The sequence below is a fragment of the Nisaea sp. genome (assembly GCF_965216895.1).
Lineage (GTDB): Bacteria > Pseudomonadota > Alphaproteobacteria > Thalassobaculales > Thalassobaculaceae > Nisaea.
Map to the genome: position 1 here is coordinate 3,660,254 of NZ_OZ244205.1, position 25,261 is coordinate 3,685,514.

General features: G+C 65.0%; 20 protein-coding genes and 1 tRNA gene. 10 read left to right on the forward strand and 11 right to left on the reverse strand.

Going from position 1 to position 25,261, the window contains the following annotated elements; translation table 11 throughout:
• Positions 1 to 89: 89 nt before the first annotated feature.
• Together ACOOE1_RS17550 and ACOOE1_RS17555 are read left to right on the forward strand one after the other, a co-directional pair.
• The gene (locus ACOOE1_RS17550; protein WP_420403499.1) at positions 90 to 944 is read left to right on the forward strand and encodes a D-amino-acid transaminase; all 855 of its coding nucleotides are present in this window, start codon (positions 90 to 92) and stop codon (positions 942 to 944) included.
• 175 nt (positions 945 to 1,119) lie between these two features.
• Positions 1,120 to 2,637, forward strand: coding sequence for a DHA2 family efflux MFS transporter permease subunit (locus ACOOE1_RS17555; protein WP_420403500.1), 1,518 nt, complete (start codon positions 1,120 to 1,122; stop codon positions 2,635 to 2,637).
• A 3-nt stretch (positions 2,638 to 2,640) separates the two neighbouring features.
• Here the strand turns inward: ACOOE1_RS17555 and ACOOE1_RS17560 are convergent, their stop codons facing one another.
• A complete protein-coding gene (locus tag ACOOE1_RS17560) occupies positions 2,641 to 3,759 on the reverse strand; it encodes an HlyD family efflux transporter periplasmic adaptor subunit (RefSeq protein ID WP_420403501.1) in 1,119 nt (372 codons plus the stop codon).
• A 229-nt stretch (positions 3,760 to 3,988) separates the two neighbouring features.
• On the opposite strand from ACOOE1_RS17560, the gene ACOOE1_RS17565 reads away from it, so the two are divergent.
• Positions 3,989 to 4,999 (forward strand): LLM class flavin-dependent oxidoreductase, encoded by a 1,011-nt coding sequence (locus ACOOE1_RS17565; RefSeq protein ID WP_420403502.1) that lies wholly within the window; start codon positions 3,989 to 3,991, stop codon positions 4,997 to 4,999.
• A gap of 106 nt (positions 5,000 to 5,105) precedes the next feature.
• Here the strand turns inward: ACOOE1_RS17565 and ACOOE1_RS17570 are convergent, their stop codons facing one another.
• The gene (locus tag ACOOE1_RS17570) at positions 5,106 to 6,428 is read right to left on the reverse strand and encodes a ferric reductase-like transmembrane domain-containing protein (protein WP_420403503.1); all 1,323 of its coding nucleotides are present in this window, start codon (positions 6,426 to 6,428) and stop codon (positions 5,106 to 5,108) included.
• A 188-nt stretch (positions 6,429 to 6,616) separates the two neighbouring features.
• On the opposite strand from ACOOE1_RS17570, the gene glxR reads away from it, so the two are divergent.
• The 3 genes from glxR (at position 6,617) to ACOOE1_RS17585 (ending at position 10,885) form a co-directional block, all read left to right on the forward strand.
• Positions 6,617 to 7,498 carry a 2-hydroxy-3-oxopropionate reductase gene (gene glxR, locus ACOOE1_RS17575; protein ID WP_420403504.1) on the forward strand — a complete coding sequence of 294 codons (882 nt, stop codon included), beginning with the start codon at positions 6,617 to 6,619 and terminating at the stop codon, positions 7,496 to 7,498.
• 14 nt (positions 7,499 to 7,512) lie between these two features.
• Positions 7,513 to 8,007: a CinA family protein gene (locus ACOOE1_RS17580; protein ID WP_420403505.1), complete on the forward strand. Its 495-nt coding sequence runs from the start codon at positions 7,513 to 7,515 to the stop codon at positions 8,005 to 8,007.
• Between the two features lie 172 nt (positions 8,008 to 8,179).
• Positions 8,180 to 10,885, forward strand: a complete 2,706-nt coding sequence (locus ACOOE1_RS17585) for an AAA family ATPase (protein ID WP_420403506.1) — start codon at positions 8,180 to 8,182, stop codon at positions 10,883 to 10,885.
• 83 nt (positions 10,886 to 10,968) lie between these two features.
• Here the strand turns inward: ACOOE1_RS17585 and ACOOE1_RS17590 are convergent, their stop codons facing one another.
• Positions 10,969 to 11,187 carry a hypothetical protein gene (locus tag ACOOE1_RS17590; RefSeq protein ID WP_420403507.1) on the reverse strand — a complete coding sequence of 73 codons (219 nt, stop codon included), beginning with the start codon at positions 11,185 to 11,187 and terminating at the stop codon, positions 10,969 to 10,971.
• Positions 11,188 to 11,210: 23 nt separating this feature from the next.
• Here ACOOE1_RS17590 and ACOOE1_RS17595 point away from each other — a divergent pair, with 23 nt between their 5' ends.
• Entirely contained in the window at positions 11,211 to 11,456 is a 246-nt protein-coding gene (locus tag ACOOE1_RS17595; protein ID WP_420403508.1) for a hypothetical protein, read from the forward strand.
• Positions 11,443 to 11,979 carry a hypothetical protein gene (locus tag ACOOE1_RS17600; RefSeq protein ID WP_420403509.1) on the forward strand — a complete coding sequence of 179 codons (537 nt, stop codon included), beginning with the start codon at positions 11,443 to 11,445 and terminating at the stop codon, positions 11,977 to 11,979. The genes ACOOE1_RS17595 and ACOOE1_RS17600 overlap by 14 nt, the downstream gene beginning before the upstream one ends.
• A 16-nt stretch (positions 11,980 to 11,995) precedes the next feature.
• Here ACOOE1_RS17600 and ACOOE1_RS17605 read toward each other — a convergent pair whose 3' ends face one another.
• The 3 genes from ACOOE1_RS17605 to ACOOE1_RS17615 form a co-directional block, all read right to left on the reverse strand.
• Positions 11,996 to 13,600 (reverse strand): GMC family oxidoreductase, encoded by a 1,605-nt coding sequence (locus tag ACOOE1_RS17605; protein ID WP_420403510.1) that lies wholly within the window; start codon positions 13,598 to 13,600, stop codon positions 11,996 to 11,998.
• A 62-nt stretch (positions 13,601 to 13,662) separates the two neighbouring features.
• A complete protein-coding gene (locus tag ACOOE1_RS17610) occupies positions 13,663 to 15,012 on the reverse strand; it encodes an aspartate aminotransferase family protein (RefSeq protein WP_420403511.1) in 1,350 nt (449 codons plus the stop codon).
• A gap of 147 nt (positions 15,013 to 15,159) precedes the next feature.
• Positions 15,160 to 16,128, reverse strand: coding sequence for a 3-hydroxyacyl-CoA dehydrogenase family protein (locus tag ACOOE1_RS17615; protein WP_420403512.1), 969 nt, complete (start codon positions 16,126 to 16,128; stop codon positions 15,160 to 15,162).
• A 205-nt stretch (positions 16,129 to 16,333) separates the two neighbouring features.
• On the opposite strand from ACOOE1_RS17615, the gene ACOOE1_RS17620 reads away from it, so the two are divergent.
• Positions 16,334 to 18,046, forward strand: coding sequence for an N-acyl-D-amino-acid deacylase family protein (locus ACOOE1_RS17620; protein ID WP_420403513.1), 1,713 nt, complete (start codon positions 16,334 to 16,336; stop codon positions 18,044 to 18,046).
• Positions 18,047 to 18,055: 9 nt separating this feature from the next.
• On the opposite strand, the gene ACOOE1_RS17625 is transcribed toward ACOOE1_RS17620, so the two are convergent.
• Both ACOOE1_RS17625 and ACOOE1_RS17630 read right to left on the reverse strand, forming a co-directional pair.
• Positions 18,056 to 19,786, reverse strand: coding sequence for a S8 family serine peptidase (locus ACOOE1_RS17625; RefSeq protein ID WP_420403514.1), 1,731 nt, complete (start codon positions 19,784 to 19,786; stop codon positions 18,056 to 18,058).
• 351 nt (positions 19,787 to 20,137) lie between these two features.
• Positions 20,138 to 21,244 carry a cyclic nucleotide-binding domain-containing protein gene (locus ACOOE1_RS17630; protein WP_420403515.1) on the reverse strand — a complete coding sequence of 369 codons (1,107 nt, stop codon included), beginning with the start codon at positions 21,242 to 21,244 and terminating at the stop codon, positions 20,138 to 20,140.
• 204 nt (positions 21,245 to 21,448) lie between these two features.
• Here ACOOE1_RS17630 and ACOOE1_RS17635 point away from each other — a divergent pair, with 204 nt between their 5' ends.
• Positions 21,449 to 22,954, forward strand: a complete 1,506-nt coding sequence (locus ACOOE1_RS17635) for a B12-binding domain-containing radical SAM protein (protein ID WP_420403516.1) — start codon at positions 21,449 to 21,451, stop codon at positions 22,952 to 22,954.
• A 10-nt stretch (positions 22,955 to 22,964) separates the two neighbouring features.
• Here ACOOE1_RS17635 and ACOOE1_RS17640 read toward each other — a convergent pair whose 3' ends face one another.
• From ACOOE1_RS17640 to ACOOE1_RS17650, 3 genes are all read right to left on the reverse strand, one after another.
• Positions 22,965 to 24,014 (reverse strand): glycosyltransferase family 4 protein, encoded by a 1,050-nt coding sequence (locus ACOOE1_RS17640; RefSeq protein WP_420403517.1) that lies wholly within the window; start codon positions 24,012 to 24,014, stop codon positions 22,965 to 22,967.
• A 16-nt stretch (positions 24,015 to 24,030) separates the two neighbouring features.
• Positions 24,031 to 24,885, reverse strand: coding sequence for a UDP-2,3-diacylglucosamine diphosphatase (locus ACOOE1_RS17645; RefSeq protein ID WP_420403518.1), 855 nt, complete (start codon positions 24,883 to 24,885; stop codon positions 24,031 to 24,033).
• Positions 24,886 to 25,146: 261 nt separating this feature from the next.
• Positions 25,147 to 25,236, reverse strand: a tRNA-Ser gene (locus ACOOE1_RS17650).
• Positions 25,237 to 25,261: the final 25 nt, after the last annotated feature.

The window sequence follows — 25,261 nt, forward strand, 5'->3', positions numbered from 1 at the left end:
CTTCGGAACCGCGTCTGCGGGCCGCCACACGTTGCGCGGCACGCCTGGCCCGGCTCCCGCCCTCCACCCGGTTTCGCGAGTTTGAAAGAATGCGCACAGTTTTTGTCAACGGCAGCTACGTTCCCGAGAACGAGGCCTCGATCTCGATCTTCGACCGCGGTTCCCTCTTCGGCGATGCGGTCTACGAGGTGACCTCCGTGCTGGACGGCAAGCTCATCGACTACGACGGCCACATGACGCGCCTGCGCCGCTCGCTCGACGAGCTCAAGCTGCCGTCGCCCGCCACCGACGAGGAACTGCTGGAAATCCACCGCAAGCTGGTCGAGCTGAACGGCATCGAGGAAGGCCTCGTCTATCTGCAGATCTCGCGCGGCGCCGCCGACCGGGATTTTCTCTTCCCCGGCCCCGACGTGAAGCCGACCCTGTTGCTCTTCACCCAGAAGAAGTCGCTCATCAACAGCGCTCTTGCGGAGCGGGGCCAGAAGATCATCCTGGTCGACGACCTGCGCTGGCGCCGCTGCGACATCAAGACGGTGCAGCTGCTCTACGCTTCCATCGTGAAGAACCGGGCCCACGATGCCGGCGCCGACGATGCCTGGATGGTGCTCGACGGCGAGATCACCGAGGGCTCCTCCAACAACGCCTATATCGTGACGGCGGACGGCACCATCGTCACCCGCGACCTCTCGGCCGACATCCTGCACGGCATCACCCGCAAGGCGGTGCTGAAATGTGCCGAGGAACTGCAGCTCAAGATCGAGGAGCGGCCCTTCACCGTGGCCGAGGCGAAAGCGGCGAAGGAGGCCTTCTCGACCTCCGCCACCAGCTTCGTGAACCCGGTGATCGAGATCGACGGCGCCACCATCGGCGAGGGCAAGCCCGGCCCGATCGCCCAGCGCCTGCGCCAGGTCTATATCGAGACGAGCAAGGCGGCGGGGGTCTGAGCCCTCGCGGTTTGTCCTTACCGAAATGGGGGTCGCCATGGCGCGGCTCCCAATTTTGCTTTTCGGGCGGGGAACCGGTCCCGTTCCATCGAAAACCTTCGCTTGCCGCCGATTTTCCCCCTTAAGCTGCGATCCTGAGTGAAGCCGACATAGAGCGGCGCGGGGAGGTGCATCCATGTCGGCCATCACGGCGGCAGATCAGGAGCAGGCGGACGGTACCTACAAGGTGCTGGTGCTGGTCACCATGGCCTGCGCCTGCATGCTCTACGCGCTGACCCTCACGATCGTGAACGTCGCCCTTCCGCAGATGCAGGGGGCCTTTTCGGCGACCACCGAGGAAATCTCCTGGGTGGTGACGCTGAACGTGGTGGCGACGGCGGTGGTGACGCCGCTGACCGGCTCGCTCGTTGCCTGGACCGGCCAGCGAAAGCTGCTCGTGATCTGCCTCACCGGCTTCACCCTCGCCTCGCTCGCCTGCGCCATGGCGACCTCGCTCGAGGCGGTGCTGTTCTTCCGCATCCTGCAGGGCGGTTTTGGCGCGCCGGTGGTGCCGCTCAGCCAGGCCATCGTGCTGCAGGTCTGGCCGAAGGAGGAATACGGCAAGGCGAACGGCTATCTCGGCATGTCGGTCGTCATCGGCCCGGCCATCGGGCCCTCGATCGGCGGCTGGCTGGCGGAGGAATACAACTGGCGCTTCGTCTTCCTGATGATCGTGCCGCTCAGCCTGCTGGCGCTGGCCGGGGTGATGCGCTGGATCCGCGAGGGCGGCAAGACGGCGCTGCCGCGCTTCGACTATCTCGGATTCCTGCTGTTCTCCGTCGCCATCGTCGCCCTGCAACTGGTGCTCGACCGGGGCGAGCGGGAGGACTGGCTGCACTCCGGCACCATCGTCACCCTGGTGATCGTGATGTGCGCCGCCTTCGCCATGTTCGTCGCCAACAGCGCCTGCGTGGACCGCCCCTTCATCCGGCCCTCGCTGCTGAAGAACCAGAACTTCGTGCTCGGACTGTTCCTGGTCTTCGTCTACGGCGCGGTGAATTTCACCCCGCTGGTACTGCTGCCGCAGCTCCTCCAGGTCTATCGCGGCTATCCGGACACGCTGATCGGCATGGTGCTGGCGATGCGCGGCGTCGGCATGATCGCGGGTTTCTTCGCGGCGGCGCGGATGGGCAAGCTGGACCCGCGCATCGGACTGGTGCTCGGCACGCTGGCGATCGGCGGCAGCGGCTGGATGATGAGCCTCTACGACCTGAACATGGATTTCTGGGACCTCGCCTGGCCGAGCATCCTGCAGGGCATCGGCTGCGGGCTGATGTGGGTGCCGCTCTCCATGGTCAGTTTCTCCACGCTGGACCGCGACCTGTTGCCGGACGCGACCTCGCTGTTCCACCTGATCCGCAATATGGGAACCAGCCTCTATGTCGCTGCCAGCGTCTTCCTGCTCGTGCGGACCTCGAAGATCCGCTACGCCGAGATGGTGGAGGGCATCGGCCCGTTCGAGGAACGCCTGAGATTTCCCCAGGCGGTCGGCTCCGGTGCGGTGCAGTGGATGGACCATCTCGGCCTGATCGCCGGCGAGGCCTGGCGGCAGTCGGCGCTGACCGGCTTCACCAACTGTTTCTGGTTCTATGCGCTGACCTGTTTCGCGACCCTGCCGGTGCTGTTCTTCGTGAAGATCCGCAAGGTCGCGTGAGGCCTACTCGGCCTTCGCCTTCTTCACCCATTGGCCGGTAAGGGCCGCGAGCGTATCGCCGAGATCGCGGCTGCGCCCGGTATCGACCGAGATGTAGGCGCTCATCCCCGCCCGGAGCTCCGGATTGTCCGCGGCGGGATCGACCGCGATGCGGACCGGCAGGCGCTGCACCACCTTGACCCAGTTGCCCGAGGCGTTCTGCGGCGGCAGGGCGGAGAACTCCGCCCCGGTCGCGGGACTGAGGCTCTCGACCCGTCCCTCCCAGACCGCGTCCGGGTAGGCGTCGACGCGGATTTCCACCGTCTGGCCGATCTCGATGGCGCCGAGCTGGGTCTCCTTCAGGTTGGCCTCGACCCAGATCAGCCCGGTGCCGATGATGCCGAAGGTCGGCGTCTCCGCCTCGACCCATTCGCCGGCCTGAAGCGTCATCCGCGTCACGATGCCCGAGACCGGCGCCCGGATTTCCGTGTAGTCGAGATCGAGCTTCACCCGCTCGATCTCCGCGTCCACCGCGAGCACGAGCGGGTGGTCCTCGACCGGCAGGTTCGGCTGGCCGCCGAGTTTGGCGAGCACGACCTGGCGCTTTTCCCTGAGCGCGCGGAGACTGTGCTCCGCCAGGTCCAGTTCCATCTGCATCTCGTCGAGCCGCGCCTCGGTCCCGGCATAGCTCTTCACCAGACGCTGCTGGCGCTCGACCTCCTTGGCGAAGAACGTCACGCGGGGGCCGACCTCCGCCATCTCGGCCGCGATCTGGCCAAGCTCCGCCCTGGTCGCGAGCAGGTCGTTGATCACCGCCGCGCGGCGTGCCTCGGCCAGTTTCAGTTCGACATGGTAGGGCGCGGGATCGATGCGGAACAGCAGCTCGCCCTGGCGGACCGGCTGGTTGTCGCCGACCATGACCTCGACCGCGCGGCCGTCGATCGGCGGGCTGACCGCGATGATCGGCGCCTTCACATAGGCGTTCTCGGTGGTGACGTAGCGCCCGGTCTCGGCATACCACCAGGCCCCGGCCTCCCAGGCCGCGTAGGCAATCGCGGCGAGCAGGGCGAGGCGGACGAGCGCGCGGCCCCGGCGCTTGCGCGCCTTCGGTGTCACGAGATTGCTGTCAGGCGTTTCCGTCATGCCTTCTTTCGCGGGATTGCCCCGCCTTGATCGGGTCCGACCGGCGCACCGGAGGGATCGGTTGCCGAGAGCCTAGGCGCGGAAACCGCCGGGTTCCAGCGGAATGCGCCGGAATCGCCGATGGAGAAGAGAGAAGTGGCGGAACGGAAAAGATCGACGGCGCCGGAATACGGCTATGCTGCCCCCTCGCCCTGCCACGCCCCAAGCTCTCGTCAGAAGGAGCCCGCCCATGCTGCGCCTCTCCGTGCTCGACCAGTCCATCGCCGCCGTCGGCCGTCCCGAGGGCCAGGCGATCCGCGACACGATCGCCATGGCGGAGCATTGCGAGCGCCTCGGCTACAAGCGCTTCTGGGTCTCCGAGCATCACTCGCACCCGACCATCGTCGGCACCGCGCCGGAGATCCTGCTCGCCGCCATCGCGATGAGGACGGAGCGCATCCGCATCGGCTCGGCCGGGGTGATGCTGCCGCATTACGCGCCCCTGAAGGTCGCAGAACAGTTCCGCGTGCTGGAGGCGCTGGCGCCCGGCCGGATCGATCTCGGCCTCGGCCGCGCGCCCGGCTCGGACGGCCGCACCTCGCTCGCGCTCAACCCGATGGCCGCCGAGCGCCCGGCCCAGTTCCCGAACGACGTCTTCGATCTCAGGGCCTGGGTGAGCGGCGAGGCGCTGCCCGAGGACCATCCCTTCGCCGCGGTCCGCGCGCGGCCCGCGGGCGAGACCTCGCCGGAGATCTGGATGCTCGGCAGCTCGCTCTACGGCGCCCAGGTCGGGGCCCATTTCGGCCTGCCCTACAGTTTCGCCTGGTTCTTCACCGAAGGGCAGGGCGGTCCGGAGGCGATCCGGATCTACCGCGAGCGCTATCAGCCGTCCGAACGTTTTCCCGAGCCCTGCCCGGGGATCTGCGTCTGGGCGCTCGCCGCTGAGACCGAGGAGGAGGCGCAGTACCATTTCTCCTCCCGCGCCCGCTGGCAGCTCTATCGCGACCGCGGCCGCTATACGCCGCTGGAAAGCCCGGAGACGGCAATGAATGCCGGCTATTCGGAGAGCGAGACGGCGCGCATGGAACAGCTCCGGCAGAGCGCCATGGTCGGCACGCCGGCGCAGGTCGCGGAGAAGATCCGGGCGCTGGCGACGCGGCTCGAGCTGGAGGAGGTCGCGGTGGTGACCTGGGCGCATGACGAGGCGGCGCGGCGGCGAAGCTACGCGCTGCTGGCGCAGGAATTCGGGATGGCGGGCTAGCTCCGCCTCAGCGGAGCGCGAAGGCGAGGACGGCGATGAGAATCAGGGCGCTGGTGCTCCAGACGGCGGCCTGGAGTCGCTGTTTCCGCGTGCTCATGCCTGCCTCCTAGTCATAGTAGAACTGCTCGGCGAGGATGTTCTCCGGCGGCACGCCCCGCGCCAGCAGCGCCTGCTCGACGCCCTCCAGCATCGCCGGCGGGCCGCAGAGGACATAGAGCCAGTCCTGCGCATCTTCCGTATCGAACACCTCGCCGATCAGCTCCGCGTCGATCAGTCCGGTCCGTCCGGTCCAGCCCGCGTCCGGCTCCGAGAGCACGTGCACGACCTTGGTCCCGTCCCGCCGGGCGAGCGCTTCCAGTTCCTCTGCATAGACGATCTGCCCGGCGCTCCGGTTGCCGTAGAGCAGGGTCAGCGGCCGCGTGTCGCCGCCCGCCTGCATCTGCCGCGCGATGGAGAGCAGCGGCGCGATGCCGACCCCGCCGGCGATCAGCGCGACGCCCTTTGCCGCGCGCCCTTTCAGCGTCAGATTGCCATGCGCCCGGCCGAGATAGGCCGTGCTCCCGGGCGCCACGTCGCCGAGCCGCCGGGTGAAGTCCCCGACCTCCTTGATGACGAAACGGATCTCCGGACGCTCCGCCGGGGCCGAGGCGATGGAGAACGGATTCTCCGCTAGGGTGAAGGGGCCGGGGCCGAGCTTCAGCCAGACGAACTGCCCGGCCGCGAAGGGGAGCGCGTCGCCCTGCTTCGGGCGCAGCGTCAGCTCCCAGGTCTTCAGCGCGATCTTCCGGACCGAGGCGACCTCGTAGGGATGCCGTGCCTCCCTCAGCGGCGAGAGCAGGTAGGTCCAGAGCAGCGAGGCCAGCGCGCCGGCAAGCAGCAGGAGCCAGAAGCCGGCGAGCAGCGGGTCGGCGCTGTAGCGCCCGGCCGCGAGCGTGTGGTGCGTCACCGCCGCCGCGATCGCCAGCGCGCCGAGCGCGTGCATCGCCCGCCAGGCCTCGTAGCGGTAGGGCAGCTGGTCGCGGAAGATCGACATCAGCACGAAACAGGGCAGCGCCACCCAGGCCAGCACCCCGGTCAGGAGCGAGTCCGCATCGAGCCCGAGGGTGAACTGGCGGGTGGGGTCGAAGGGCAGGGGCGTGCCCATCGGCGAGAGGCTGTAGAGGAACGGGTGCAGGATGACGAAAGCCAGCGCCGCGCGGGCGACGAGCTGGTGGAAGCGCATGGTGACGTCCATGCCGATCCGCGCCGAGATGGTGCGGAAGCGCCCGGAGAGCACGAACTCGACCAGCAGGATGGCGAAGGCGCTCATGCCGAGGCCGGAGGCGATCTCGTCCCGGAGCGGGCGCGGCGGCAGGTCCTGCAGCGCGCCGAGGAGAAGCGGCATCACCGCGACGGCGAGATATCCGGCAAAGAGGATCAGGGGATGCACGGTGGGGCTCTCTCCGTTTGCCGTCGCGACTCGCCGTGAAGGCCGGGATGATCCTAGCGCAGGGCGCGGCGGCGGTTCATGTCCGTTTTGACGCAGCCTGTTGTGGAAATCGTGGTGACGGCGCGGGGCGCGGTTTGGCATGGTAGCGCCCGATCACGCTAGAGGAACTCTCGGGAGGAGTGAGGATTATGAGCAAGCTTGGATTTATCGGCCTCGGCATCATGGGCAAGCCGATGGCGGAGCACCTGATCGCGGCCGGCCACGAGGTACATCTCAACACCCTGAACCAGGTGCCGCGCAGCCTGATCGATGCCGGCGGCATCGCCTGCCCGAGCGCGGCCGCGGTCGCCAGGGCGGCGGACATCATCTTCATCATGGTGCCCGACACGCCGCAGGTCGAAGAGGTGCTGTTCGGCGCCGACGGCGTCGCGGAAGCGCTTTCGGCGGGCAAGACCGTGGTCGACATGAGCTCGATCTCGCCGCTCGCGACCAAGGAGTTCGCCGCCAGGATCAACGAACTCGGCTGCGACTATGTCGATGCCCCGGTCTCCGGCGGCGAGGTCGGCGCCAAGGCGGCGAGCCTCACCATCATGTGCGGCGGCACCGAGGAGGCCTTCGCCCGGGTCAAGCCGCTGTTCGAGCTGATGGGCAAGAACATCACCCTGGTCGGCGGGGTCGGCGACGGACAGACCTGCAAGGTCGCCAACCAGATCATCGTCGCGCTCAATATCGAGGCGGTCGGCGAGGCCCTGCTCTTCGCCTCCAAGGCCGGCGCCGACCCGGCCAAGGTGCGCGAGGCCCTGATGGGCGGCTTCGCCTCCTCCAAGATCCTCGAGATCCACGGCGAGCGCATGGTTAAGCGCACCTTCGATCCGGGCTTCCGCATCGAGCTGCACCAGAAGGACCTGAACCTCGCCCTCTCCAACGCCCGCGAGATGGGCGTCAGCCTGCCGAACACGGCGACGGCGCAGGAGCTGTTCAACGCCTGCGCGGCGCATGACGGCAAGGCCTGGGACCATTCCGCGATGGTCAAGGCGCTGGAGATGCTGGCCGGGCACGAGGTGGCGTGAGGGAGGACGCCGGGATGACCGCACTGGGGAAGCTCGGAGAGGCCGCCGGAAAACTGCTGAAGGCGCGCGGCGAGAGTATCGCCGTCGCCGAGTCCTCCGCCGGCGGCCTGATCTCCGCCGCCCTCCTCGCGGTCCCGGGGGCGTCGGCCTATTTCGTCGCCGGCGGCGTGATCTACACCCGGACCGCACGCGAGGTCCTGGCGGAGATCGACTTCGAGCGGCACCCTGGCATGCGCTCCGCCTCCGAGCCCTACGCCGCGTTGCTCGCCGAGACCATGCGCCGGCGCATGGACACGACTTGGGGCCTCGCCGAGACCGGCGCCGCCGGCCCGGGCGGCAACCGCTACGGCGACGCCGCCGGCCACACCTGCATCGCGCTCTCGGGCCCGGTGACGCGGGTCTTCACGCTGGAGACCGGGGAGTGCGACCGGGAAGTCAATATGTGGCGGTTTACGGAAGCTGCGCTGGAGGCGCTGGTGAAGGCGCTTGAGCAGTCGGTGACGGGGTGAGGGGCTGTGCTGCGTATGGCGTTACGGCGTAAGGAGGGGCACAGATTAAGTAGAGTGTCCCATTAATTCGACCTGTCAACTTGCGGGCTGGATCAGCAGGGCGCTATCTTATGGTGGAAATTTGCTGTGAGTAAGCGGCTTTTCGGCGCAAAATTTCCCGACAGGGTTTACGATGGCATTCGAAGAAATTCTCGCGTGGTCTGCTCAGGAAGGGCGCCCCGCTTGGCAGCAAGACGGGCTTCGCCGAATCGCAGTTAGCGGTGAGCTTATTGATGATGATTTAGCAGCTCTTGGTAAAATCATTGAGAAAGAAGTAGGCCTTATTGATGAAGAGATCGACGCAGGCCAACCTCTCTCCGCTGAGCATTTGTCAGAAGCTGTAGTTGATGCGCCTCGGACCATTCTAGGCTCAATAGGTCCTGTGCGTAGGGTCGACCGGCTCGCGGAGGATCAGCCACCGATCAGATTTGCCAAGCGTGGGATATCGCTCGTCTACGGCGCAAATGCATCCGGCAAGAGTGGTTACTGTCGTATCGCAAAACAACTCTGCCGGTCCCTGAGCCCTAAAGATCTAAAAGGCAACGTTTATGATGTAACGCCAGCTGGGCCGCCAGAAGTCGAACTAGTTTTTGGAGTTGAAGGATCGGAACCGTCGCGTAGGGAAATCACTTGGCGCCCAACCGACCCATCTCCGCGTGAACTGGCGCGAATTTCGGTATTCGATACAGATTCTGCGCGCGTCTATGTGGATAAGAATCGCAGGGTTGAGTTTCTTCCCTATGAACTGGACTTGCTGAATAAGCTGGCGCTTCTGGCAAAGGCTCTCGATAGCGGCTTCGAAGCGCGTCAGAGCCAGCTGGCTCGGGCCGTCATGACGCCTCTGCCTGCAGGTTTTAGCGGCAACACCACTGTTTCCCAAGTCTTAGTGAAGCTCTCTCCCGACACCAGCGAGACTGACTTGCCCAGTGAAGCGCAGCTGAGAAATCTTGGGGAATGGAGTGAGGAAAAAGACGCGCGACTCCAGAGTGTTGTTAGGGAAATAAATTCTGATCCTGCGGTACAAATTGGGGCAATCAAGATAACCAAGCAAACTCTTGAAAGCATTAAGGTCGAACTTTCCACGAATGCAACTTTGCTGGGAGCAGAGGGCATTCGCAGTCTCGTAAGTAGACATGCTGATAAGGTGACAAAAATACAGGCGGCTGAAGCCGCCGCTCGCGGCATTGGCGAGGGCATGCCGATCTCGGAGATTGGCTCGGAAACCTGGCGACAAATGTTGATGTACGCGCGCGAATTTGCCGGCGAAGTGTTTCCCGATCGTTCTGAGCCGAAACTCGCCACAGCGGAATCCTGCGTTCTCTGCCAGCAGAGTTTGGATGGAGATGCGTCTTATCGTATGGCTGAATTCGACCGCTATATCTCGGGACGTGCTGCTACGGAAAGTGTTGAAGCGACGGAAGCATTCGATGCTCTCGTTCAGCAGATAACTGCATTAAACATCAAAACGTCGGGTCAAGTCGAAGAGCTGCTCGCTGCATACTCGGAAACAACAGAAGAGCGAAAAACTCTTGCGGGAGAGATTTCAGCCGAGTTTGGTGTTTTGAGCGCACGCTTGGAAGTCATCAAAAGCATGATCGAAGAAGACAACTTCGAAGAGGTTGAGCGGCTAAGTCCGTTACAGGCAGATTTGGTTCAGAAGATTTCAAATGATCTTGTAAACCTTCAAGGCCGTATTGAGGATCTTGAACGAGCGAGCACTGATGGTGAACGCATTAAGCAGCTCCTTGACGAAAAAGCAGAACTAGAAGACACCAAACGTTTAAGCCAAGTAATTGATCTTATTGTTGAGCGCCAAAAGCAACTTAGCGAACTTCTAAAAGTGAAAGAGGCGCGCAAGCAATGCGCTTCGTCTCCGATAGCTCGACAAATCACGTCGCGCCGACGAGCTCTGTTGACGGATAGTTTGAAGTCCCAACTTAGGAGCGAGCTTCAGGCTCTTCGTCTTTCGCATATCCCGATCGATCTTTCGGACAGAAGTTCAGGCGCTGACAGTATTGTTGAGATTGGGCTCACTGCGCAGCAACGGATCAAGAGCAACAGCGATGTTCTCAGCGAAGGCGAACAAAGAGCACTTGCTCTATCTTGTTTTCTAGCTGAGTTGAAAGAGGTCGGCGCCGAACACGGAATTATTGTCGATGATCCGGTGTCGTCACTGGATCATTCTCGCATGGAGGCGGTCGCAAAAAGGCTTGTTGCGGAGGCTGCAAGTGGGCGACAAGTTATTATATTTACTCATAATATCGTATTTCACTACATGGTAGAGAGTGAGGCGCGCCGTGAAGGGCTTCCTCTTCATGCAGAGTGGATGTTGAGCACGGGGAGTACAAAATTTGGGATAATTAATGAATCTGGTCAGCCCCCTCATCAGAAAAAGACAAACCAGAGAATTAATGAGATCGAGGAAGCAAAGTCCCGCTTATTTAAAGGCGGGTATGATCCAGGACAGCCGGATCAATTCAGAGATGGGGTCACGGCGATCTATACTCGCATGCGTGAGACTTGGGAGCGAATTGTAGAAGAGATAATCTTCAATGGTGCAATTCAACGGTTTCGACCTGAGATTATGACGCAAAGCCTGAAACATGCCGCGTTCAATCCGGAAGAGGATTATCCGGCAATTTTTGAGGGAATGAAGCGTTGCTCACATTACTCAGGACACGATCGTGCAGAGGGACTCCCGGATGAGCTTCCGGACCAAGGAACCATAGAATCTGACTTGGCGGCGTTAAAGGAATTTCGTGACGTAGTGGTGGCACGGAAGAAAGCCCTTGAGAGGGTGCCAAGCTATGAAGCTGGTATTAGTCCCGAGTTCTTGTGAGGCTCAATTGCCGATAAGTGCATGCTTTCTAAGCCTCGATCTAACTCTTATCTCCCTCGATCGTCTTCAATGCCTCCTTCCACTCACCCCACCGCCCCAGCCTTAATCAAATCAGCCGCCTCCGCGCCCGGCCAGAGTTCCGCCGCGCTGTGGCGCGCGAGCGACGGCGCGGCGAAGATCCGGCGGACATGGGCCATGCCGGCGAGCATCACGCGACTGGTTGACGGCCTCCAAAGATTGCTGTTGATGTGGTTTGAGAGCGCAAAAGTTGTATAATTGTCGTCGTTGACATTTGTAAACATGCAATCCATATTCGGAGCACGCAATGAACCGCCCCCGCCATCCGGACAAAGAGGTCGAGGAGGCGGTCCGGCAGGCGGAGGCGCTGGGCTGGACTTGGCGGCCGCAGGGGCATTGGGGGCGGCTTTATTGTCCCCGGCATGACCGCGAGGGCTGCCAGATCGGGGTCAACGGGACGCCGCGGAATGCGGGCAATCACGCGCGGCAGATCCTGCGGGCGATCAACCGGTGTCCGCACGGGGCCGGGGAGAGGGACGATGGAGACGTTTGAGTTCAGCGTGATCGCCTCCGGGCTGGACCCGGCGGCGGAGGATTTCGAGGCGCGGTTCTACGACCATGGCTGCGACGACGCGCTGGTCTCGTTTCAGAAGGGCCATGTCATCGTCGATTTCGCCCGCGAGGCGGAGAGCTTCGGCGATGCCGTCGCCTCGGCGCTGGAGAACGTCGCCGCGACCGGCGCGCGGATCGACCGGCTGGAGCCGGACCCGCTGGTCAGTCTCTCCGACATCGCGAAACGGGCCGAGATGACGCGGGCCGCGATTTCCAATTACTACCGGGGCTGCCGGGGCGAGGGCTTCCCGGCGCCTGTGGCGCGCGTCACCTCGGACAGTCCGCTCTGGGAATGGGCGACGGTCGCCCGCTGGCTCGCCTGCAACGGCAAGCTCGCGCCCTCGGTCGCGGTCGAGGCGGAGCTGGTCCGGCAGGCCAATCTCGCCGTTGCGGGTGGCGAGGTCCATATCGGGCCGATGCTGCGGCAGCGGGCGACGGAATACGAAGAGACGCTCTGCGCCTGAGGGCGCCGCCCACCTCTCACCCCGCGGCGGCCCTGATCATCTCCGCCGCCTTCTCCGCGATCATGATCGTCGGTGCGTTCGTGTTGCCGGTTGTGAGATACGGCATCACCGACGCATCCGCGACCCTGAGCCCCTCGACGCCGCGGACCCGGAGTTCCGGGTCGACCACCGCCATCGGGTCGATCCCCATCTTGCAGGTGCCGACCGGGTGATAGAGCGTGGTGCCGCGCTCGCGGGCGAACTCAGCGAGCGCGGCCTCGTCCGCCGCCTCCGGTCCGGGCCAGAGTTCCGCTGCGCTGTGGCGCGCGAGCGACGGCGCGGCGAAGATCCGGCGGACATGCGCCATGCCGGCGAGCATCACCCGCAGGTCGTCGCGGTCGGAGAGGTAGTTCGGTTTGATCAGCGGCGCCTCCGTCGGGTCCGGGCTCGCGGCCATCACAGTGCCGCGGCTGGAGGGGCGGGTCGGGCAGATCACCGTCGCCATGCCGGGCGCGCGCTCCAGCGCCAGCGGCTTGTCCGGATCGTAGCTCGCCGGCGTGAAGAGGAGTTGCAGGTCCGGGCTCTCCAGGCCCTCGCGGCTGCGGCAGAACACCATCGCGCTGGTCACGCCGAAGGTCAGCGCGCCGTTGCCGAAGAGGGCGAAGCGGCCGATCTCGCGCAGCACCCGCCAGCCGCGCGAGAGCTCGTTCATCGAGAGCGCGTCCCTGACCCGGTGGGTGATGCGCGTGACATAGTGATCGGAGAGATTGGCGCCGACGCCCGGCAGGTCGTGGACCACCGGAACGCCGAGGCTCGCGAGGTGGCCGGCAGGGCCGATGCCGGAGAGCTGCAGGAGTTGCGGCGAATTGACGGCGCCGCCCGAGAGCACGACCTCGCGCGCGGCTTTGACCGCGACCTCCTGCCCGTGGCGGCGGAACACCAGTCCGGTGCAGCGGCGTCCCTCGAAACTGAGCTTCTGCACCAGGGCCCCGGTCTCGACCCGGAGGTTGGGGCGTCTGCGCGCCTCGGCGAGGAAGGTGCGGGCGGTCGAGGCGCGCCAGCGGCCGCGCCGGGTCATCTGCGAATAGGCGACGCCCTCCTGGGCCCGGCCGTTGTAATCCGGGTTGAAGGCGAAACCGGCCTCCTGCGCCGCCCGCACGAAGGCATGGGTCAGCGGCAGGATGGTGCGGTAATCCTCGACCGGCATCGGGCCGTCCCGCCCGCGGATTTCCTCCTCGCCCTTGTCGTAGCGCTCGGAGCGGCGGAAGAGGGGCAGGATTTCGTCGTAGCTCCAGCCGCGGCAGCCGAGCTGCGCCCAGCCGTCATAATCGGCCGGGTTGCCGCGCACATAGAGCATCCCGTTGATCGAGTGCGAGCCGCCGAGCACGCGGCCGCGCGGCCAGTGGATCGCCCGCCCCGCCGTGCCGTCCTCGGGCTCGCTCGCATAGTTCCAGTTGACGCTCGCATTGTAGAGCAGGCTCTTCACGCCGGCCGGAATGTGGATCAGGGGATTGCGGTCCGGCGGCCCCGCCTCCAGCAGCAGGACCCTGGCCCCGGTCTCGCTCAGCCGGCTCGCAACGACGCAGCCGGCAGAGCCTGCGCCGACCACGACATAATCGGTTTCCAGCGTCTCCACGTGCATCATCCTTCCTGCCTGAGCGTCAGTCCCGCCTGCACCGCTGCCGTCACCCGCGCACGCGGCGATCAGCCGGCATCGAGAAGCGCGCCGCGGGTTGTGAGAAACTCGTCCAGCGCCCCGGCGAAAGCGTCGAAATCCGGCTGGCCCAGCGGCAGCGACAGGGAGATGAACCCGCGCCGTGCCATGTAGAGGCCCGATGCGATCAGATCGAGATGGAGGAGTTTGCGAAGGCCTTCCCTTTGGGCGGCGGTCTTCCGGTCCAGGGGCCAGGTGTCCTCCGGCCGGCGGATCGGCGCGCGCTGAAAGTGGATGGCGAGGATCGAGCCCATTCCCGTCACCTGCATCGGCGCATCGTGTTTGGCGATCACCGCGCGGAGCTGATCCCTGAAGCGGTCGCCGCGGGCATTCAGGGCCTCCGCCACGTCGGGCGTGAAGATGTCGCGCAGGCCGACGAGCCCCGCCGCCATCGAGAGGACATTGTTGTTGAAGGTGCCCGGATGCGAGATCGCGTTCGGCGCGTAGGGGTCGAACATGCTCATGATGTCGCGCCGGCCGCCGAACGCGCCGAAGGTCATGCCGCCGCCGAGATATTTCCCGAAGCTCGTCAGGTCCGGCGTGACGCCGGTTTTCTCCTGCAGACCGCCGGGGCCGAGCCGGGAGGTCATGACCTCGTCGAAGATCAGGATCACGCCGCGGGCGGCGGAGCGTTCGCGGAGCGCCTCCAGGAACGCCGGGTCCGCCGGGATGGCGCCCGCGCTTCCCATCATCGGCTCGACGATGATGGCCGCGAGATCACCGGCATGTTCCTCGATCAGCGCGACGGTGCCGTCGATGTCGTTGAAGGACGCCATGACGAAGGGGAAGGGCGCATTGATCGGCGATCCGGCCTCGCCGAAATAGAACACGCCGCCGTGGTATCCGCCCTTGAAGGCCATGACCTTGCCGCGGCCCGTGAAGGCGCGCGCCGCGGAGAGGGCGAACAGGTTGGCTTCGGTGCCCGAATTGCAGAAGCGCAGCAGGTCGATCGAGGGGAAGCGCGCGCACATCAGCTGCGCCAGTTCGGCGTCGTAGCGGTTCGGGCCGCCGAGACCGACACCGGCCTCCACGGCAGCGGTCACGGCCTTCACCAGTCTCGGGTCGGAGTGGCCGTAGAGGCCGGCGGTGTACTCGCCGAGAAAGTCCGTATAGCGGTGGCCGTCGATATCCGTGACCGTCGCCCCCTCGCCCGACGCGATGGTCAGCGGAAAGGGCGTGTAGTGGACGACGGTCCGCGTGTTCCCGCCGGGCATGGCCCGTGCGGCTTCCTGTGCTCTCGCGGCGCTCTTCGGGTTGTCCGCCCTGTAGCGTTCCTCGGCGGCGGCGAGGGAGGAGTCCAGGTCGCTGTTCGATCGATCGGCCGTTGCGGTCTGAACCATGTCTGTTCCTATGCGGGCTGTAAGTGAGCCAGGTGTCCTGTGTTCCGGGTCATTTGATCATTTCCGTATTGTCCGGTCGACAGGCGCCGGAGAGCGACCGCGGGGCCCCGTCTCGAGGGGGCGACGGTCCGAGAGGCCGTTCCCCATTCACCCCTTCGGCCGGAGCGGCAGCTCCTCCTCGACCGTTTCCACCGCCGCCTTCAGCTTCAGCAGCCCGACATCGCGGTTGCGGAACAGCTCCTCCGGTTTCATGTCGCCATAGTCGAAATAGCCGGACCCGTTCATCACGCCCTGTTTGCCCTCGGCGATCAGCTGTTCCAGCGTCTCGCTTTTCCCCTTCACCTCGGGCGGGATGTACATCTTGTTGGCGAGCGCGCGACGGCTCATGTCGAGGCCGGTGAAGTCGGCCTTCATCAGCGCGCCCATGGTCGCCATGCGCAGCGCGAGGCCGTACTTGATCGAGGTGTCGATGGCTTCCGCGTCGGCATAGCCCTCGTCGAGCAGGCGGGTGATCTCCAGCGTCATCGCCGCCTGCAGCCGGTTGGCGACATAGCCGGGCACGAAGCGCTCGAACAGCACCGGCTTCTTGCCGATCGCCGCGTAATGGTCGCGCACGCTTTCCAGGATCCCGCGGTCGGTCTCCGGCCCGCCGGCGATGTCGACCAGGTCGATGATGTAGGGCGGGGTGTACCAGTGGGTGATGATGAAGCGGCGCTGCAGGCCGGCCGGCGCGAGCGGGAAGGCGTCGAGATAGGAGGTGTTGCTGGCGATGATCGCGCTCTCCGGCGCCGCCGTCTCCAGCTCTTCATAAACCGTCGTCTTTACCTCGCGGTTCTCGACCACCGCCTCGACGACGAAGTCCGCGTCCGCGACGGCTTCCTTCAGGGTCGCGACCGGCCGGATGCGGGCGAGGATCGCCGCGGTCTCCGTCTTCGCGACAGACCCGCCGGCGACCAGGGTGTCGAGCGCGCTGGCGATCAGCTCCATGCCGGTCGCAAGCTGGCTCTCGCTGATGTCGGTCATCTTCACCGGATGCCCCGCGATCGCATGCACAAGGGCGAGCCCGTGTCCCATCAGTCCGGCGCCGATGATGGCGACCTTGGCGTTGCTGTCCATTTTCCGTTCCTCCCGCATTTCGCCGGTCTTCTGCTTGGGTCGAGGCTAGCAAAGCCGGGCGCCGGCGATTGATGAAGATTTGGCAGCAGGGCGGACCGGTGGCGCGGAGGATCCGCACCACACTCGTGCCCGTGCGCCGCTTTACGGGGGCGGCGCGGCGGCTCACACTCGCGGAAAAAGAGAACAGAGCCAGGGAGAATGCGCCATGTCAGCTGAAGCCACTCTGATCATCCGCAACGGTACCGTCGTCGACGGTACCGGCGCGGATCCGGTCGAGGCGGATCTCGCCATTGCCGGGGACAGGATCCTCCATATCGGGGAGGTCGCGGGCCGGCGCGGGGTCGAGGAGATCGATGCACGCGGCAAGCTGGTCACCCCCGGTTTCGTCGACATCCATACCCATTATGACGGCCAGGCGGTCTGGGACAGCCATCTCGCGCCGTCCGCCTGGCACGGCGTCACCACCGCGATCATGGGCAATTGCGGCGTCGGCTTCGCGCCCTGCAAGCCGGCCGACCGTGACAAGCTGGTCGAGCTCATGGAAGGCGTCGAGGACATTCCGGGGCCGGTGCTGCACGAGGGGCTGAACTGGCAGTGGGAGACGTTCGAGGAGTATCTCGACGTGCTGGAGCGGCTGCCGCGCGACATGGATCTCGGCGTGCTGCTGCCCCATGCCGCCGTCCGGGTCTATGTCATGGGCGAGCGGGCGCTGAACCTCGAGAACGCGACGGCGGAGGATATCGCGAAGATGAGGGCGATCGCGGCGGACGCGGTGCGCGCCGGCGCCTTCGGTTTCTCGACCTCGCGCACGATCAGCCACAAGAGCCTCGCCGGCGACTACACGCCGACCCTGCGTGCCCAGGAGGAGGAGCTGACCGGCATCGCCATGGGCATGGCGGATGCGGGATCGGGCTTCCTCGAGATGGTGTCGGACTGGGACGAGCCGGATCCGGAAACCGAATTCGCCATGCTCCGCCGCGTCATCGAGGCGAGCGGGCGGACGGCCGTCTTCACCCTCAACCAGCGCCACGACCGGCCGGACTTCTGGCGCGACCTGCTGCGCCTCGCGGGCGAGGCGGCCGATGACGGGCTCTCGATCCGCCCGGTCGTCGCGCCGCGCCCGATCGGCATCCTGCTCGGCCTCGAGGGCAGCCAGAATCCGTTCTCCGGCACCGCGACCTACCGTTCGATCCAGGACCTGCCGCTTGCCGAGCGCGTCGCCGCGATGCGCGATCCGGAGGTGCGGGCGAAGATCCTCTCCGAGGACCCGGTCAAGAACAGCACCTTTCCGCTGATCCACCGGATCTCCTTTTCCAAGATGTTCCGCCTCGGCTCGCCGGCGAATTACGAGCCGGCGAAGGACCAGTCCATCGCCGCCATCGCCGCGCGCGAGGGGCGGACGGCGCCCGAGGTCGCCTACGACATCCTGCTGGAGCGCGAGGGACGCGGCTTCATCTACACGCCGCTGGTGAACTACGCGAGTTACGACATGAGCGCGCCGGAGGCGATGCTGGCGGACCCGAACGCGATCATGGGGCTCGGCGACGGCGGCGCCCATGTCGGTTTCATCCTCGATGCGGGCTACCCGACCTGGCTGATGAGCTACTGGGGCCGGGAGCGGGCCCGTTTCCCGATGACCGACGTGATCCGGCGGCTGACCTCGGACACGGCCAGCGCCGCCGGGCTCTCCGACCGCGGCGTGCTGGCGCCGGGCATGAAGGCGGACGTCAACATCATCGACTGGGACCGGGTCGGCTTTTCCGATCCCTATGTCACCCGTGACCTGCCGGCGAACGGCAAGCGGCTGATGCAGAAATCGACCGGCTACGAGGCGACGATCGTCTCCGGCAAGGTCACCTATCGCGGCGGAGAAGCGACCGAGGCGCTGCCGGGCAAGGTGGTGCGCGGTCAGCGGTAGGGGGGCGGATCAGGCGATCCAGTCGGTATAAACGGGCTCGGGGCCGATGGTGGTCAACTGGATGTCGTCGGGTGCGGGCTCCGATACCGGTTCAGTCGCGGCAAATTCGATCGCGGCCGGTTCGTCCGTGGCGGAAGCGAGCGTCGCATTGTGGACCCGCAACACATCGACCGTGTAGGTGCCAAAATGATTCAAGCCTCCGGTCACCATGATGTAATGCGTTCCGCCTTCAGTGGGCGTGTAGGTCAATGCGGCATCCAGACCGACGCCGCTATTGCGGTCGTTGGCCAGAAAGAATCCGTCGCTGTCATAGATCGCAACGTATGGATCGTGCAGATTTCCTCCACCCGAGTGACCACCACGCGCGTGGATGAGGATAGTTTGTCCAGCGACAAGGTCCGTACGAAAGAGGTCCAGGTCGTACTGTCCTCCTACTGGAACTGCGACCGTTCCCGTAGCGCTCTGGCCGACGCCTACGTATCCGTGGGTATTTCTGGCAAAGGGTAGATCGGTTGTCCCCTCGGAAACGCCCCAGCTGATCTGCGGAGCGCCTATGGACGGGCCATTGAGGTCGCCGGTCGAGCGGCCCTCGAAATACCCGCTGGTGATGTAGTGCTGGGTCGCGAGGTTGTCGTCCCCGCCGAAGGCGGCGGCGAGATCCGGATTTGCGTCCATGTAATTGTCGGCGTCGAAATTCGTCAGGCGGCCTTCCCGGCGCCCGGTGTCGAGATAGTGCGCGGCAGCCACGACACGGTCCGTACCGATGGAGCCGATCAGGTCGGGATGACTCGCGACATATTCCAGTCCGTCGAACTCGACGGTGCGGCCCTCGTAGACGCCGGCGTTGAGGAAGTGCTCCCGCGCGGCGCCGGCATCGCGCCCGAACGCGGCCTCGAGATCCGAATAGGAGGCGATGTATTCAAGCCCGCTGAAGTGCGGATCGACATAGGTCGACATGGCGTAGTCGACCGACCCGCTGTGGGTATGCAGGAAATAGGCCGTCACTCCGTCTGCCGGATCGGGGTTTGATATCGGGCCGGCGCCGCCGAATTGCAGGACGTCGACGACCTCGCCGAAGGACAAGCGGTCGGACGTGACGCCTTCGACCATCGCCTGCACGGTGGTGACCGTGGCGGCCACCTGCGGCGCCGCGAAGCTCGTGCCGGAATAGGCCGAGCTCGGGAAGTCCTCGCCGTCGGCAAGGACATGAATCGTGGAGGGATGGTTCTGCGAGAAGCTGCTCGGGTTGCCGGCGCCGTCGTGGCTGCCGACGGAGATCATGTTCGAGAGGCGCGCCGGGTAACCCGCTGTCTCCAGCGCCCCCGCAGTGCCCCCGTTTCCCGAAGATCCGACGCCGAAAATGCCGCGATCCGCGAGCGCGTTGATCTGCGCCTGATAGATACTGGAGGAGTAGGTATACTGGCTGCTGAAGCTCATGTTGAAGCTGCCGATATGCCAGCCGGAATCGTGCAGGCTCGCGAGCTGGCCGAGCGCGTCCCGGACCGAATAGGACGATATGGCGGTCTCGCTGTTGTTGCCGATCTGCATGTCGATCCGCTCGAGCGCCGCGTTGGTGTGCTCGACCGACTCGGCGACGACGGAACCGTGGGACGTGGTGCGCCCGCCGTCTGTCTCGCTGTTCCCGTAATAGAAATCGTATTCGTAGAGGTTCCGCCCGAAGCGGGCTTCCGTCTCGTCCGTGACCCCCGAATCGATAATTCCGACTGACCAGACGCCCATTATTGCTCTCCCGCGCATCGATGCGCGTAAAAATTGATTTTAGTACTGTCCGGAGTGGCTCAATCGGACGATGCTGCAGGTTTGCAGGGGCCTGAAATCATTGTCGCGCCGTGTTTCCCCGGGGCCGGACCGAGGGCGGCGCTGGGGCTGTCGAGAGTCGTCATATGACTGTCTTTCCTCTGGTCCGGTAATCTGCGGTAGCCGAGCACGCAAGATATTCGCATGCTGGCATACCTGAAAGTGTCGCATGAGGTCGGACGGAATGGCAATGTCCGAGGCAGGGCCTTCGTGCAACTTTCGGGGTACGGGGCGGCAGGGAATACGCACGGCGCATGTGGTTCGGCCGCCGGGCTAGAAGGCGACCAGCATTGCGGCGAGCACGCCGAGCCAGAAATGCATCACCGTCACGCCGACCAGGTTCTTCTGCCGGAGATAGACATAGCCGAAAACGATGCTGGCGAAGAAGGTGATCAAGACGGCATCGGCGCCGAAGGTGATATGCAGCGAGCTGAAGACCGTGCTCGTCATGAAGATCGCCTTGTGGCCCTTGCGGTCGTCGAGGAACTTCTGGAACAGCCCCTGCAGCAGGCCGCGCGAGCCGACCTCCTGGAAGATGGTATGGAGGAAGTACTGGCCGAGAAAGAAGGCGTCGATGGTAGCGCCCTGTCCCTCCGGCCGCGGCGGCTTGAATCCGAAATAATAGATCAGAGCCGGTACGGTGATGAGGGTGCAGATGGCGACGGACTCGCCGAGCGAGCGCCAGAACCCTTCCTTCCTGATCCCGAGATCGGCGAGCGGGATCTTCATCAGCTTGATGATCGTGAGGCAGGGCACCGCGAGGAAGATCACGGTCTGCCAGGAAAAGCCGGGATCGTAGACGTCGCGCACATAGTCCTGGGCCACCAGATAGAAGAGACCGGTGGAGATCAGGAAGATCGCGATGGTGAAGATCAGAAACTGGCCGAACTGGTTCTGGAGGGTCTTGATTTCCAGCTGTTCTCGCAGCGCCGCGAGTATGTCGTCGCTCATGACGCGGGCCCGGCGGACGGCGACGCCGGCGAGTGCCCCTTTCAGCTCGCCGACGACCGCCGGTGCGTCGGGCAGTGCGCTGAGAGTCGACGCCGAGATCCGGATGAACTCGCAGTCGGTCTTGGCGCGCACGGAGGCCGAGCGGCGCCCGCCGTCGAGGAAGGTCAGCTCGCCGATGCAATCGCCCGGCCGGATATCGTTGAGCTCGATCGTGCCCCCGTCGCCCGACTTCCGTTCCGCCGCCGCCGTTCCGGAGGTGATCAGGAAGAGGTCCGAGTTCTCCTCTCCCTCCTGCATGATCGGGGTGCCCGATCCAACGCACTGACGGCTGGCGGCCGAGGCGATCGCGGCAATCGTGTCGGGGGGCAGTGCGCTGAAGGTCGGGTGCGCTTCCAGTTCGCCGGCGATGGTCTGTGGGGTGTTATCCATGTAGCCTCTTGCGCGAACCGGTCGAGCGACGGGCGTTGTCCCGAATGTGGTCGATCCCATAGGGGGGGCATCCGCGATATTCTAGATTAGGAATGGTGACGGCGTCTCCGGGCTTCGAAGGTCACGACCGCATCCGGACCTTGGAGCTGCGTGTGAATGCGGCTCCCGACCGGCATGGAGTGAATATTGAAGAATAAACATAAAGTGTTGATTGTAAATGCGTATTTTGATCCTTGGAGGGCCGCGACTCCGACCCGCTGGTTCATCCCGCGCACCGGTGCAACGTTCCAGCTCGCGGGCCATTTCAATCCCGATCGGGTCGATGTCAGGATCTGGGACGAGGTGTTCGACGGCGCGCTGCTGAACGAGCGTCTGTTTGATTGGCCGGACCTCGTGATCTTCACCGGCCTGACAGCGATGTTCGACCGCGCGCACCAGCTCTCGGCCTATTTCCGCAATGCCAATCCTCTGGTCCGGACCGCGATAGGAGGGCCGATCGCGCGCGCGCTGCCGGCCCTGTGCGCGGAGATTTTCGATTATGTCTGCCTGGGAGACGTCGAGGAGATACCGGCCGTCATCGAGGACGCTTTCGACCGTACCTGCGTCTCCGAAGCGGCCATGCCGCGCTACGACCTCGCCCGGCCGACCATGGGGGTCGGCTATGTGGAGACCACGAAGAACTGCAATTTCGCCTGCTCCTTCTGCTCCCTCACAGGGGAGGGGCGCGCCTATGTCTCCCATTCGGAAGAGTCGATCGCCCGGCAATTCGACGCGATGGGGAAAGTCTATGGCGTGATGGTCCTCGACAACAATTTCTACGGCAACAACCGCAAGAGCTTCGAGCGCCGGGTCGAGCTGATCGGCGAGCGCTGGCGGCGGGGCCAGTTCCGCGGGTGGGGCGCTCTGGTGACCGGGGATCTGTTCAAGAACCCGGACAATCTGGCCCTGATGGCCCGGAACGGCTGCAAGGCGGTGTTCTCGGGCGTCGAGTCCCTCGATCCGGCTGTCCTGCGTACCTACAACAAGAAGCAGAGCATGACCTCGGATCCGCGCGAGCTGACCCGGATCTGCGCCGAGAACGGGATGTTCTTCGATTACGGTTTCATGGTCGATTTCTCCCGCCAGACTGTGGACGAGGTGGAGGTCCAGCTTTCCTCCATACTGGAGGACCCGACAGTCCCGCTGCCGGGCCTCCTGACCCTGACCATCCCGATCGTCGGTACGCCCTATTTCGACGAGGCGGCGGCAGCCGGGCGCCTGATGCCGAACCTCATGTTGAGCGATCTGGACGGGCAGAAGGTCGTCGAATGGCCGAAGGATCCGCTGGAGAAAGTGGTGCCGTTCGTCGCCGACCTGATGCGTTTCAAGGGGCGCAAGACAGCTCTTGCGCGTCACGCGTTCCGGCATGCCTGGCACTGGCGCCGCCACTTCACCTGGGACCAGACGGCGATGGCCCTGATCCGTCCGCTGCATCGCTTCGGCGGGAAGATCAATCTGGGCTCCATCCGTCAGATGCGGCAGAGCTTCCGGGAACCGTCTCTGACCTACTGCGCCATGAGCGACAGTCTGCGCACCGCCTACACGCCGCAGGTCCGGCTGGATTCCAGATTCGAGAAATGCTTCGAGCCGCTCCGCGTGACGGACGCCGAGGGCGGACTGAGCGAGGACCTGCTGCGAGCCCGCCCCCGGCCGGTCGCCGCCATCGCCTGATTCGACGGCTTCAGTCTCCGGCGGCAGTCCCGTACTGTGGGGTCGATGCAGGCGCCATGGGACCGGTGGCGCTTTCGAGGAACCGTCGCGCCGAGGCCGCCCAGCTGAAGTGCAGGGCCCATTCCCGGCATTGCTCGCGCGAGATGTCGAGGGCGTCCAGCGCGGCCTGCCGGAGATCCTCGGAGAGCGCACCGGTGCCGCTGTCGCCGATGACGTCCCGGGGGCCCATGACGGGATAGGCGGCGACGGGAACGCCGCAGGCCAATGCTTCGAGCAGGACCAGGCCGAAGGTCTCGGTGCGCGACGGGCAGACGAAGACGTCGGCGCTGGCGAAGTGGCGTGCGAGATTCTCGCCGGTCTTGCCGCCGGTGAAATGGACCGCCGGATAGGCGCTGCGAAGCCGCTCGAGATCGGGGCCGTCCCCGACGACGACCTTTGATCCGGGGAGATCGAGGTCAAGAAAGGCCTCGATATTCTTCTCGACCGAGACGCGCCCGACATTCATGAAGACCGGACGCGGCAGGTCCGCCGGCAGCACCGACCCGTCGAACGGGCGGAAGAGCTCGGCATCGACGCCCTTCGGCCAGATCACCAGATTGCGGAACCCGCGCGCGGCGAGGTCCCGCCGCAGGGTCTCGGTCGCGACCATGCAGCCGGCGCCGAAATTGTGGAAGCGCCGGAACCAGGCGTAGAGCCAGCCGACCGGCAGCGGCCAGCGCGCCTGGACATATTCCGGGAAGCGGGTGTGATAGCTGGTGGTGAATTTCATGCCGATCTGCCGCGCGGCGGAACCGGCCAGCAGGCCGAGCGGCCCTTCGGTGGCGATGTGCAGGTGCTCGCAGCCCAGTGCCTCGATCCGCCTGCGGATCGCACGCCGATGGGTCAGCGACAGGCGGATCTCCGGATAGGTCGGGCAGGGCATGGTGGCGAATTCCTGCGGCGACAGGATCTCGACGCGCACGCCCATCGCCTCCAGTTCCCGCGCCGTGTACTCGATCGAGCGGACGACGCCGTTGACCTGCGGCCTCCAGGCATCGGTCACGATGAGGATCGATGTCATATTGCCACCGCCATGGTCAGGACACCCGGTCATCGACGCTCGGCGCGAGCGGGAACGGGGCCGGCTGCCGCCTGCTCTGCGCCCGGTCGGTCCAGCGGATCACTTCCAGCCTGCCGTCGGCATGCTCGGCGACGGCGGAGCAGGTTTCCACCCAGTCGCCGGTATTCACGTAGTGGATATCGCCCATGGTCCTGATGACCGCATGATGGATATGGCCGCAGATCACGCCGTCCAACTCGCGGGTCCGGACCTCTTCCGCGACGACCGTCTCGAACTGGCTGATGATGCTGACGAAGCTCTTCACATGCCGCTTGGCGAAGGCGCCGAGAGACCAGTAATCGAGGCCGAGGCGTGCCCGGACGACGTTGAGCAGGGTGTTGGTCGTAAGCGCGAACTCGTAGAACCGGTCACCCAGGTCGGCGAGCCACCTCGCGTTCTGGACCACCAGGTCGTACTGGTCGCCGTGGGTGACGAGATAGCGGCGCCCGGCCGCGGTCTCGTGGATCGCGTGGTCGAGGATTTCGACATTCCGGATCCGCTTGCCCGAGAACCTGCGGACGAAGGCGTCGTGATTGCCGGGGATGTAGAAGACCTTCACGCCGCGGCGCGCCTTCCTCAGGATCGCCCGGTAGACCGCGTCATGCGCAGTCGGCCAGTACCACGATCGCTTGAGGCGCCAGCCGTCGATTATGTCGCCGATGAGGTAGATAACCTCCGACTCGTGGGCCTCCAGGAAGTCGATGATCAGATCCGCCTGGCAATGCCGGGTGCCCAGATGAAGGTCCGAGAGGAAGAGGGTCTTGATCTTTCCGTCGGACGGGCCGTGCGGTTCCTGGGAGTTCAAGCAGTCAGGCATTTTCTTCTCGGGCATCGGGCCGATCCTCATCGGAGTGAGGGGGCCGCCGCCTCTCCGCGAATAATGGAGCCGGTGAGCAAGGTGATAATCTCAGCCCGGCGACTATAAGGTCGAGCCATCGAGTTTGTCATACAATGCGGGCTGCGCGCGTGGCGAAGCTCACATCGGCTGGGTCCGCAGCGGGAGGCCAGCGGACGCGGAATCCGGCCGAGCGCCGCGGCGCCGTGCGCGGCGGGACATGGTGACCGGTCGAATACGGAAAAAAGGGAAAGGCTCTGGCGGAGGGAAGGGGATTCGAACCCCTGAGGGGCTTCCACCCCAACACGCTTTCCAGGCGTGCGCCTTAAACCGCTCGGCCATCCCTCCTGAAGAGGCGCGGACCATACAAAAG

What these genes read in the sequence shown, in the direction of transcription:
- ACOOE1_RS17585 (WP_420403506.1), top strand. Translation starts at nt 8,180, where the DNA reads ATGGCATTCGAAGAAATTCTCGCGTGGTCTGCTCAGGAAGGGCGCCCC.
- ACOOE1_RS17550 (WP_420403499.1), top strand. Translation starts at nt 90, where the DNA reads ATGCGCACAGTTTTTGTCAACGGCAGCTACGTTCCCGAGAACGAGGCC.
- ACOOE1_RS17600 (WP_420403509.1), top strand. Translation starts at nt 11,443, where the DNA reads ATGGAGACGTTTGAGTTCAGCGTGATCGCCTCCGGGCTGGACCCGGCG.
- ACOOE1_RS17645 (WP_420403518.1), bottom strand. Translation starts at nt 24,885, where the DNA reads ATGCCCGAGAAGAAAATGCCTGACTGCTTGAACTCCCAGGAACCGCAC.
- ACOOE1_RS17610 (WP_420403511.1), bottom strand. Translation starts at nt 15,012, where the DNA reads ATGGTTCAGACCGCAACGGCCGATCGATCGAACAGCGACCTGGACTCC.
- ACOOE1_RS17565 (WP_420403502.1), top strand. Translation starts at nt 3,989, where the DNA reads ATGCTGCGCCTCTCCGTGCTCGACCAGTCCATCGCCGCCGTCGGCCGT.
- ACOOE1_RS17640 (WP_420403517.1), bottom strand. Translation starts at nt 24,014, where the DNA reads ATGACATCGATCCTCATCGTGACCGATGCCTGGAGGCCGCAGGTCAAC.
- ACOOE1_RS17620 (WP_420403513.1), top strand. Translation starts at nt 16,334, where the DNA reads ATGTCAGCTGAAGCCACTCTGATCATCCGCAACGGTACCGTCGTCGAC.
- glxR (WP_420403504.1), top strand. Translation starts at nt 6,617, where the DNA reads ATGAGCAAGCTTGGATTTATCGGCCTCGGCATCATGGGCAAGCCGATG.
- ACOOE1_RS17560 (WP_420403501.1), bottom strand. Translation starts at nt 3,759, where the DNA reads ATGACGGAAACGCCTGACAGCAATCTCGTGACACCGAAGGCGCGCAAG.
- ACOOE1_RS17595 (WP_420403508.1), top strand. Translation starts at nt 11,211, where the DNA reads ATGAACCGCCCCCGCCATCCGGACAAAGAGGTCGAGGAGGCGGTCCGG.
- ACOOE1_RS17615 (WP_420403512.1), bottom strand. Translation starts at nt 16,128, where the DNA reads ATGGACAGCAACGCCAAGGTCGCCATCATCGGCGCCGGACTGATGGGA.
- ACOOE1_RS17605 (WP_420403510.1), bottom strand. Translation starts at nt 13,600, where the DNA reads ATGCACGTGGAGACGCTGGAAACCGATTATGTCGTGGTCGGCGCAGGC.
- ACOOE1_RS17590 (WP_420403507.1), bottom strand. Translation starts at nt 11,187, where the DNA reads ATGTTTACAAATGTCAACGACGACAATTATACAACTTTTGCGCTCTCA.
- ACOOE1_RS17580 (WP_420403505.1), top strand. Translation starts at nt 7,513, where the DNA reads ATGACCGCACTGGGGAAGCTCGGAGAGGCCGCCGGAAAACTGCTGAAG.
- ACOOE1_RS17555 (WP_420403500.1), top strand. Translation starts at nt 1,120, where the DNA reads ATGTCGGCCATCACGGCGGCAGATCAGGAGCAGGCGGACGGTACCTAC.
- ACOOE1_RS17630 (WP_420403515.1), bottom strand. Translation starts at nt 21,244, where the DNA reads ATGGATAACACCCCACAGACCATCGCCGGCGAACTGGAAGCGCACCCG.
- ACOOE1_RS17625 (WP_420403514.1), bottom strand. Translation starts at nt 19,786, where the DNA reads ATGGGCGTCTGGTCAGTCGGAATTATCGATTCGGGGGTCACGGACGAG.